Source organism: Amycolatopsis pigmentata (assembly GCF_042684065.1).
Lineage (GTDB): Bacteria > Actinomycetota > Actinomycetes > Mycobacteriales > Pseudonocardiaceae > Amycolatopsis_E > Amycolatopsis_E pigmentata.
Genome location: NZ_JBHUKR010000007.1, coordinates 1,098,209 through 1,107,419, shown reverse-complemented (window position 1 = coordinate 1,107,419; position 9,211 = coordinate 1,098,209). Strand labels below are relative to the sequence as shown.

Here is a 9,211-nt window from a genome sequence, read left to right as displayed (position 1 = left end):
CGGAATAGTAGCCATCACCCACCCATCTGGGGGAGCACTTCCCGAACAGTTTCAACCAAACGTCCTAGCGGCAGCGAGTCCCCCTCGAGTTCACCGAGAATGACCAGCAATTCTTCGACTCCCCCGGGATAGTCGAGGCACGTCCGCAGAATCTCCATGATCTGCAGACGGCGCTGGGCGTGATGGCGGACGGCTCCGGAGATCGCCGGGGGAAGCTGGCCGATCACCAACTCGCGCGTGCCCTGGTCGGCGAGGGTCGGCAGGGCGTCGAGTGCGTCCGCGAGCCGGAAGAACGGCCGGTCCATGGCACTCCCCCCTCGCGACAGCCCGTGCGATGCCACCAGTACAGCACGAACCGGCCCCTCCGTGGGACGGGTCAGACCCAGCGTAGGTCGCCCTCCCTGGTCACGGGCTCGTCCCCGGCTTCGGCGAACGCGTTGAGGGCACGGACCAGCCCTCGCCGGGCGGTCGGCGCCATCCTGCTCACGATGCGCGTGACCTCGGCGCGGCGCCGCCGCATCACCTCGCGGACCACGTCCGTGCCGGCGCCGGTGAGCGAGACGACCAGCTCACGCCGGGAGGCCGGGTTCGCTTCCCGGCTGACCAGCCCGGCGGTCACGAGACGGTCGACCATGCGGGTCACCGTGGACGGGTTGACCCCCAGATGCTCGGCGAGCGTGGTCAGCTTGAGCGGACCGCGGCCGTCGAGCACGACCAGGAGCCGGAACTGCGGGATCGTGATCGACTCGTCCACCTCGCCGATCGACCGCGCGGACACGGCGACCAGCAGCCGTGAAGCGGTCAGGACGGCGTCGGTCATCGCGTCGACGTCGTCGGGGGCCGGCTTGTCGGTGAGCCGGACCGCGCGGCCGGTCCCGGCGGTCGATCGCGGTGGTCGGCGCGTGGGCATGCGTCCTTTCTACCTCACCCGCGGCACGAACACCCTGCACAAATATTGCAGTGGGCACTTTTTACCGAAGCTCGGTACGACGTCCGTTTCCCGCGGCGCACGGGCCGGGCCGGGCAATCGGCAGGCGGGCGCGGAGCCCCTCGACCGGATTTCGCAGTCCGCATCGCCCATTTGCCGGACACGGAATGTTTCGAAATAGTGATCGTTCGTGTTTTCCGCCGGAAAAGGTTAGCCTCGTGACCGTTGTCCATCGCTTGTCCGAGGGAGCATGGAATGAGTGTGGCCGCCGACGTACCGGACATCCTTTCCCCCGAATTCGAAGAAAATCCCTACGCCACCTACCGCGCCATGCACGAACGCGTGCCCATGCTCTGGCACGAGCGGATGGAGAAGTTCGTCATCTCGCGCTACGAGGATGTGGCCCGCGCGTGCAAGGACCCCGCCTTCACGACCGACAACTACGCCTGGCAGCTCGCCCCGGCCCACGGCGGCCGGATCCTGCCACAGATGAACGGACGCGAGCATTCGATCCGGCGGGCGCTGGTCGCCCCGGCCTTCCGCGGCAACGACCTGAAGCACAAGTTCCTGCCGGTGATCGAGCGCACCTCGCGGAATCTGATCGACGCGTTCCGGCACACCGGCCGAGCGGAACTGGTCGGCGATGTCACCCACCAGTTGCCCATCAAGATCATCGTCGACATTCTGGGCCTGGACCCGAGCAACTATCAGCGGTTCCAGCGCTGGTACCTGTCATTGACCGACTTTCTCGGCAATTTGAGCCAGGACCCCGCGGTCACCGCGCAGGGCCTGGCCACCGCCGAGGAATTCGCCGCCTACATGATCCCGGTCGTGCGGGAGCGGCGCGAGAACCCCGGTGACGACCTGCTGTCGACGCTGTGCGCCGCCGAGGTCGAGGGCACCCAGATGAGCGACCAGGACATCAAGTCGTTCGTCAGCCTGCTGCTCGGGGCCGGCGGGGAGACCACCGACAAGGCACTCGCCGGCCTGTTCAAGAACCTGCTGGAACACCCGGACCAGCTCGAAGCCGTCCGGGCCGACCGCACACTCGTCGAAAAGGCCCTGGTGGAGACGCTCCGCTACTCGCCGCCGGTGCACATGCTCATGCGCGTGGCCGCGGAGGACATCGAGCTCAGCGCCGGCGTGGTGCCCGCGGGCAGCACCGTGATCCTGCTGCTCGCCGCGGCCAACCGGGATCCCGCCAGGTTCGCCGATCCCGACCGGTTCGACATCTTCCGCGACGACCTTCCCACCGAGACGGCGTTTTCCGCGGCCGCGCAACACCTCGCGTTCTCGCTCGGGCGCCACTTCTGCGTGGGTGCCATGCTGGCCAAGGCCGAGCTCGAAACGGCGGCCAACCAGCTCCTCGACGCGATGCCCGGCGTCCACCTGGAACCCGGTTTCACCCCGGTGGAAAAGGGCGTGTTCACCCGCGGGCCGGTGGCACTGCCGGTGCGGTTCCAGGTCGGCTGAAAGCGCTTTCGGTCACGCCACGGAGGAGAACTCGGTGGCGGAAGGCACCCGGCCGGGGAAGACTGTGCGCGTGACCTCCGACGCGTCAGACTGGATCACCACGCCGATCACGACGGACCTCCTGCGTGGGGCCATCGAGCTGGAGCGGACCGAGGAGGGGCTGCTGCCGCACCGGCTGCCCGCCTGGGCCCGCGCACAGTGCGCCGACGGTCAACTGGCCATGGCGGAAGCCCAGCCCTCGGGCGTGCGGCTGGCGTTGCGCACCAGTGCCACGGCCGTCGAGCTGGACACCCGGCGCACCAAAATCGCCTATCGAGGCGCTCCGCCCCGTCCGGACGGTGTGTACGACCTCCTGGTCGACGGCAGCCTCGCCGCCCAGGCCAGTGTGACCGGCGGAAACGTACTGATGATCGACATGGTCGCCCGGTCCATGGAACGGCAGCCGGGTCCGGCGGGCACCGTCCGGTTCACCGGCTTGCCCGGCCACGCGAAGGACGTGGAGATCTGGTTGCCCCACAACGAGATCACCGAGCTCGTCGCGCTGCGCGCCGACGCGCCCGTCGAGCCCATGACCGGCCGGACGCGCCGGGTGTGGCTGCACCACGGCAGTTCGATCAGTCACGGCTCCGGCGCCGCGAGCCCCACCACGACCTGGCCCGCCATCGCCGCCGCCCTCGGTGACGTCGAGCTGATCAACCTCGGCTTCAGCGGGAGTGCGCTGCTCGACCCGTTCACCGCCCGCACGCTGCGGGACACCCCCGCGGACCTGATCAGCGTCAAGATCGGTATCAACCTGGTCAACGCCGACCTGATGCGCCTGCGCGCCTTCGGCCCGGCCGTACACGGCTTCCTCGACACCATCCGCGAGGGCCATCCCACCGCGCCGCTGCTGGTCGTCTCGCCGATCTACTGCCCGATCCACGAGGACACGCCCGGTCCCGGCGCACCGGACTTCAGCGACGGTCAGGTGCGGTTCCGGGCCACCGGCGACCCGGCGGAACGCGCGGCGGGGAAGCTGACACTCACCGTCATCCGCGACGAACTGGCCCGCATCTTCGCCCAACGGGCGGCCGACGACCCGAACCTCCACTACCTCGACGGCCTCGCCCTCTACGGTGAGGACGACTTCGCCGAGCTACCGCTGCCTGACGAGCTCCATCCCGACGCCGCCACCCATCACCGCATGGGCGAACGTTTCGCCAAGCTCGCCTTCCGGGGGCGGTTCGGCGGGTAGGCCTCGGCGAGGCTCACGCCGTGGCGGGTGCCGGTGCCGTCACCACCGCGCCCAGGTCGCCGGGCCGGTCGAGACCGAGCTGGCCGCAGAAGTCGCCGTGCATGTTCAGGATCTGCTCCAGCGGCACCGCGCTGCGCGTGGTGGCGGCGAGGTCCTGCTGCGCTTCTTCGGACCACAGGAACGGGTACACCGCGATGCCGTCACGCAGGCCGAGTTCGGCCACCTCGGCGCGCCACCCCGGCCAGAGCATGTCCTCGTAGTGACCGGCGGCGCCACCGTCCAGCAGCCAGTTCAGCCACTGGCTGTGGCCCATCTCCATGTCTTCCCAGGTCAAGGTCACCGGCGAGAAGTACACGACACTGCCGGGGCCACCCGGCCTGCCGTGTTGTTCCGGCGCGACGCCGTTCAGGGCGAAGACGCCCCCGAGCACATCGTGCGCGATGATCAGTCCGGCCGGCGGCTGCCAGTCGGGCTCGACGGTGGCGGGAAACCTGTTGACCTCCGCCATACCGGGCATTCCGGTCTCACCGCCGCCAGAGCCGCCGTAGACCCGGACCCACCCGTCGTGCACCAGGATCCCGCCGGTGTTCAGCGTGATCGCGCCCAGCGGCGACCGCGCGGTCACCTGCAACTGGTGCAGCGTCGCGCGACACCGGCCGGGATCGGGCGGCAGCACACGGTAGCTGGTGAAACTGGCCGCGAACGCGTCGCTGACCATCGGCCACGACGGCGTGGGCACATCGACGAGCTCGGTGATGTCCCTCATCAGACCGCTCCCTGCGTCCATATTCTCGGCATGCGGGTCCACAGTGGACAGACAGCGGCCCGCGTCACTTGGGCGCCGAGCCTAGCCGGGTCGACCGGCCGGGACGAGCTTCAGGTACTTCCGCACGAATCACTGCCCTTCCGGACAAATCATCCCGCACCATCCGGCCAGCCGAGGCGATCACCACCGGCCGGCCGAACGCTTTCCGGACATGAAACTTGCATCTCGGGGGACATGTCACCCGCCCGTCCGATGACGCCGTCGTCCCTCGTCATCACGGCGCAGCGGCCCGCGGCACCGCGCGGCAGGAGGCTGCCCGCGCTCCCTCGGCGGTCCGCGCTTTCCGCGGCGAAGTACGCTTCGCCAGGCTCGTCTCGGTGGACCGTCCACCGTACCGGTGCGTGAAATCACACAACCGGCGGTGAGCCGAACCGTCATATTTCCCGTGAGGAACGGTATGAGGAAACGCGGCTACGCCCGGCAATGGGCCTTGGCGACCGCGATTACGATTGGCGCGACCAGCGCTTTTCTCCATACCGTCGCAGCCAGGGTACAAGCACCGGTCAACGCTGGTTCGCCGGTGGTCGCGGCTGAGCACAATCACCCTGACCAGCCCGGTTTCCAGCCGAGCACCTCGACTCCTCCACCACCGCCGCCTCCGATGGGATTCAACGCGAAACTCACCTCTCACGACATTCCCGTCCCGGGTGGTGGCGTGCGTACCGGCGGGTGCAGCGGCTCCTTGATCGATCCCAGCTGGGTGATCACGGCCGGCCACTGCTTCCACGACGTCAACGACAACCGGCGCTCGGGCCGGCCGCTCTATCACATGACGGTCGTCGTGGGGAAAACGAAGGACAGCGACCCGGGCGGTTACACCCGGCAAATCACCGACGTCCGTCAGTCACCGCTCAACGACCTCGCGGTGGTGAAACTCGATTCGCCGATCACCGCGGTGACCCCGCTGACGCTCGACGAACGCCCGGTGAACGTCGGCCAGCAACTGGAGTTCGCCGGCTGGGGCTCGCACTCGGCTACCGTCATCGAGCAGTCCGACCACCTCAAACGAGGCCACTTCGTCATTTCAGGGATCAACGCGACCACACTCGAGGCCCAGCCGCTGGTGCCCCGGACAACGGACAACAGCCCCTGCCCGGACGACTCCGGGTCGCCCTACTTTCCTCCCGGTGACGAGGTACACGGACCGCTGATGGGCATCGAAGACTCGGGACCGGACTGTCCCCAGCCCGGCACCGAAATCCTGGCCAGGATCGACGTCGTCGCCGACTGGATCCACCAGCAGCTCCGCGGTTAGGTCTGTGTTCCAACGGCGCGCGATCGAATTTGCGTAGACGGGCCGTGGCCCTGGAGCTACCGTCACTCTTTGCGAGCAGGCGGCCCGCCTCCGAAAATCCGAGGCCCTCGGCACCCGCGCGCACCCTGTCACTCGGGCAGTAACGCGGACTTTTGAGACTAGCCGTCCTGGCCCCGTTGCACCCTGGCCAGAATGGTCATCGCCATCGTCGCCGGGTCGCCGTCTGAGGGGCGCAGCACCATTTCCGGCTCTCCGGGCGGCTCGTAGGGGTCGTCCACGCCGGTGAATCCGGTGATCTCGCCGGCCCGCGCCTTGGCGTACATGCCCTTGGGGTCTCGCGCTTCGCAGATCTCCAGCGGCGTGTCCACGAAGATCTCCACAAAGGACAGTCCGGCCGCCTCGTGCGCGGCGCGCACGCGGTCCCGGTCGGCACGGTACGGGCTGATCAGCGACACCACGGCGACGATCCCGGCGTCGGCGAACAACCGCGCCACCTCGCCGACCCGCCGCACGTTCTCCGCCCGGTCTCCGGCGCTGAACCCGAGATCGGCGTTGAGCCCGTGCCGCAGGTTGTCGCCGTCGAGCAGGTAGGCGGGCCGCCCCGCGGCGACCAGCCGTCGCTCCAGTTCGACCGCCACGGTGGACTTGCCCGACGCGGAAAGCCCGGTCAGCCACACCGTCATGCCCTTCGTGGCGCGTTCGTCCCGGCTGACCGCGGCGGCGTGCCAGACGACCCGCGAAGCGGGCTGGCTCGGACCGGTGATCATGCCGGCCGCGACGGTGTTGTTGGTGGCGTCGTCGACCAGGATGAAACCGCCGGTGGCGCGGTTGCGCCGGTAGGCGTCGAACAGCAGCGGACGGCGGGCGCGCAGCTGGATCCGGCCGATTTCGTTGAGCGACAACGACTCCGCGCTCTCGTCACGATGCAGGGTGTTGATGTCGAGCCGGTAGTCGAGGGTGCGTACCTCCGCGGTGGTCGCGCGAGTGGTGTGCAGGATGGTGTAGGTCGCGCCCGGGGTGAGCGTGGTGCGTTCGCCGAACCAGCAGACCATCGCGTCGAGATCCGCTCCGGCGTGCGGCCGGTTTCCGGGGCGGCAGATCAGGTCGCCGCGAGCGACATCGAGGTCGTCGGCCAGTTGCAGGGTGACCGCCTGCGGGGCGAAGGCCTGGTCGACGGGTTTGCCGCCGGGGCCCCAGACCGCTTCGACCCGGGAGGAAAAGCCCGAGGGCAGCACGACGACCTCGTCACCCGGCGAGAAAGTCCCGCCGGCGATGGTTCCGGCGTAACCGCGGAAGTCCCGGCTGTGCTCGCGGATCACGTACTGCACCGGAAAACGCGCGTCGATCAGGTTGCGGTCGGAAGCGACGTGGACCTCTTCCAGGTGGTGCAGCAGCGGGCTTCCCGCGTACCAGGGCATGCTCGCGCCACGGTGGACCACGTTGTCACCGTGGAGCGCCGAAATCGGGATGAACGCCAGATCGTGCACGTCCAGTTTCATCGCGAAGGAACGGAATTCCTCGCGAATCTCCTCGAACCGGTCCTGCGACCAGCCGACCAGGTCCATCTTGTTGACACAGACCACCAGGTGCGGAATGCCGAGCAGGCTGGCCAGAAAGGCGTGCCGCCGCGACTGTTCCGCCACGCCTTTGCGCGCGTCGACGAGAATCAGCGCGAGATCCGCGGTGGAGGCCCCGGTGACCATGTTACGGGTGTACTGGATGTGGCCCGGGGTGTCGGCGATGATGAATTTCCGGCGCGGGGTGGAGAAATAGCGGTGCGCCACGTCGATGGTGATGCCCTGCTCGCGTTCGGCGCGCAGGCCGTCGGTGAGCAACGCGAGATTCGGGTATTCCTCGCCACGGTCCCGGCTGGTCCGCTCGATGGCGGCGAGCTGATCGGTGAAAATCGTCTTGGAATCGAAGAGCAGGCGGCCGATCAGGGTGGACTTCCCGTCGTCGACGCTGCCGGCGGTGGCCAGGCGGAGAAGCTGCTGCGACCTCATCAGAAGTAGCCTTCCTTCTTGCGGTCTTCCATGCCTGCCTCGGAAATCCGGTCGTCGGCGCGGGTCGCGCCTCGCTCGGTCACGCGGGTCGCCGCCACCTCGACGACCACCTCCTCGGGCGTGGCCGCGGTGGACTCGACGCATCCGGTGCAGGTGGCGTCGCCGACCGTCCGGAACCGCACTGTGGCCTCGTAAGACTCTTCCCCGTTCAGCAGAGTGAGGAACCGGGTGTGCGCGAGCAGCATTCCGTCCCGCTGCACGACCTGCCGCCGGTGGGCGTAATAAATCGGCGGCAACGCTATCTTCTCGGCCGCGATGTAGGACCAGATGTCGAGTTCGGTCCAGTTGGACAGCGGGAATACCCGGATGTGCTCGCCCTTCCGGTGCCGCCCGTTGTAGAGATTCCACAGCTCCGGCCGCTGCCCGCGCGGATCCCACTGGCCGAATTCGTCGCGGAAGGAGAACACCCGCTCCTTGGCGCGCGCCTTTTCTTCGTCACGCCGCGCGCCGCCGAAAACCGCGTCGAACGCGTTTTCGCGGATCGACCGCAGCAAGGTGAAGGTCTGCAACCGGTTCCGAGAGGCACGGGGCCCGGTCTCCTCGGTCACCCGGCCCGCCTCGATGTCGTCGGTGACCCGGCCGACCAGCAGATTCACCCCCCGCCTGGAGACCTCCTGGTCGCGGAACTCGATCACTTCGTCGAAATTGTGCCCGGTGTCCACGTGCAGCACCGGGAACGGTGGCGCGGCGGGCCAGAACGCCTTCGCCGCGAGGTGCAGCATCACCACCGAGTCCTTGCCACCGGAGAACAGCAGCACCGGCCGCTCGAACGTCGCGGCCACCTCACGGAAGATGTGCACCGCCTCCGCCTCGAGCGCGTCGAGCTGAGTCAGTTCGTAAGTGCTCGTCACCCTGGTGCCACCTCCGACGTCACCCACTGGTTCACGAACAGAAACTAGAACGCGTTCTTGTGAAAGGTCAACCGAGGGGCGCATGCTTCCCCCATGGACCTTGTCGCACTCGAAGAGATCAAACGCGTGAAGTACCGCTATCTGCGCTGCGTGGACCTCAAGCGCTGGGACGAACTGGGCGACACGTTCGCCCCGGAGGCCACCGCCGACTACGGCACGCCCACCTACGGCAAGCCGATCACCCTCAACGGCCGCGAAGAGATCGTGGCCTTCATGCGGGAGAAACTCGGCAACGGCATCATCACGGCACATCTGGCCACCCATCCGGAGATCGACATCGACGGTGACACCGCGACCGGGACCTGGGCGTTCGAGGACCTCGTGATCGCCGTCGAACACCAGGTCGCGATCAAGGGCGCGGCCTTCTACGAGGACCGCTACCGCCGCTGTGAAGACGGCAAATGGCGCCTCACCCACACCGGCTACCAGCGCACCTACGAGGCGATGCTCTCGCTGAAGGACCTGAAGAGTTTCCAAATCACCGCCAACCGCTGGGCCACTCCCGAACCCGCCCAGTGACA

The 9,211-nt window shown here is 68.0% G+C and carries 9 protein-coding genes; 4 read left to right on the top strand and 5 right to left on the bottom strand.

Translation table 11 applies throughout. From position 1 onward, the window contains the following. Positions 1-14: 14 nt before the first annotated feature. Together ACFSXZ_RS18360 and ACFSXZ_RS18355 are read right to left on the bottom strand one after the other, a co-directional pair. Positions 15-305 (bottom strand): effector-associated domain 2-containing protein, encoded by a 291-nt coding sequence (locus ACFSXZ_RS18360; protein ID WP_378266237.1) that lies wholly within the window; start codon positions 303-305, stop codon positions 15-17. A 71-nt stretch (positions 306-376) separates the two neighbouring features. Continuing rightward, positions 377-910: a MarR family winged helix-turn-helix transcriptional regulator gene (locus ACFSXZ_RS18355; protein WP_378266236.1), complete on the bottom strand. Its 534-nt coding sequence runs from the start codon at positions 908-910 to the stop codon at positions 377-379. Between the two features lie 273 nt (positions 911-1,183). On the opposite strand from ACFSXZ_RS18355, the gene ACFSXZ_RS18350 reads away from it, so the two are divergent. Beyond that, positions 1,184-2,401, top strand: coding sequence for a cytochrome P450 (locus ACFSXZ_RS18350; RefSeq protein WP_378266235.1), 1,218 nt, complete (start codon positions 1,184-1,186; stop codon positions 2,399-2,401). A 34-nt stretch (positions 2,402-2,435) separates the two neighbouring features. After that, a complete protein-coding gene (locus tag ACFSXZ_RS18345) occupies positions 2,436-3,635 on the top strand; it encodes a GDSL-type esterase/lipase family protein (protein ID WP_378266234.1) in 1,200 nt (399 codons plus the stop codon). Between the two features lie 13 nt (positions 3,636-3,648). On the opposite strand, the gene ACFSXZ_RS18340 is transcribed toward ACFSXZ_RS18345, so the two are convergent. Further along, positions 3,649-4,401, bottom strand: a complete 753-nt coding sequence (locus tag ACFSXZ_RS18340; RefSeq protein ID WP_378266233.1) for a DUF2625 family protein — start codon at positions 4,399-4,401, stop codon at positions 3,649-3,651. 457 nt (positions 4,402-4,858) lie between these two features. Here ACFSXZ_RS18340 and ACFSXZ_RS18335 point away from each other — a divergent pair, with 457 nt between their 5' ends. Then, a complete protein-coding gene (locus tag ACFSXZ_RS18335; protein WP_378266232.1) occupies positions 4,859-5,716 on the top strand; it encodes a S1 family peptidase in 858 nt (285 codons plus the stop codon). 158 nt (positions 5,717-5,874) lie between these two features. Here the strand turns inward: ACFSXZ_RS18335 and cysC are convergent, their stop codons facing one another. Both cysC and cysD read right to left on the bottom strand, forming a co-directional pair. Further along, positions 5,875-7,719 carry an adenylyl-sulfate kinase gene (gene cysC, locus ACFSXZ_RS18330; RefSeq protein WP_378266231.1) on the bottom strand — a complete coding sequence of 615 codons (1,845 nt, stop codon included), beginning with the start codon at positions 7,717-7,719 and terminating at the stop codon, positions 5,875-5,877. After that, positions 7,719-8,630, bottom strand: a complete 912-nt coding sequence (cysD, locus tag ACFSXZ_RS18325; RefSeq protein ID WP_378266230.1) for a sulfate adenylyltransferase subunit CysD — start codon at positions 8,628-8,630, stop codon at positions 7,719-7,721. Before cysD ends, cysC begins: the two co-directional genes overlap by 1 nt. Positions 8,631-8,723: 93 nt before the next feature. Between cysD and ACFSXZ_RS18320 the strand changes: the two genes are divergently transcribed. Next, positions 8,724-9,209 carry a nuclear transport factor 2 family protein gene (locus ACFSXZ_RS18320; RefSeq protein ID WP_378266229.1) on the top strand — a complete coding sequence of 162 codons (486 nt, stop codon included), beginning with the start codon at positions 8,724-8,726 and terminating at the stop codon, positions 9,207-9,209. Positions 9,210-9,211: the final 2 nt, after the last annotated feature.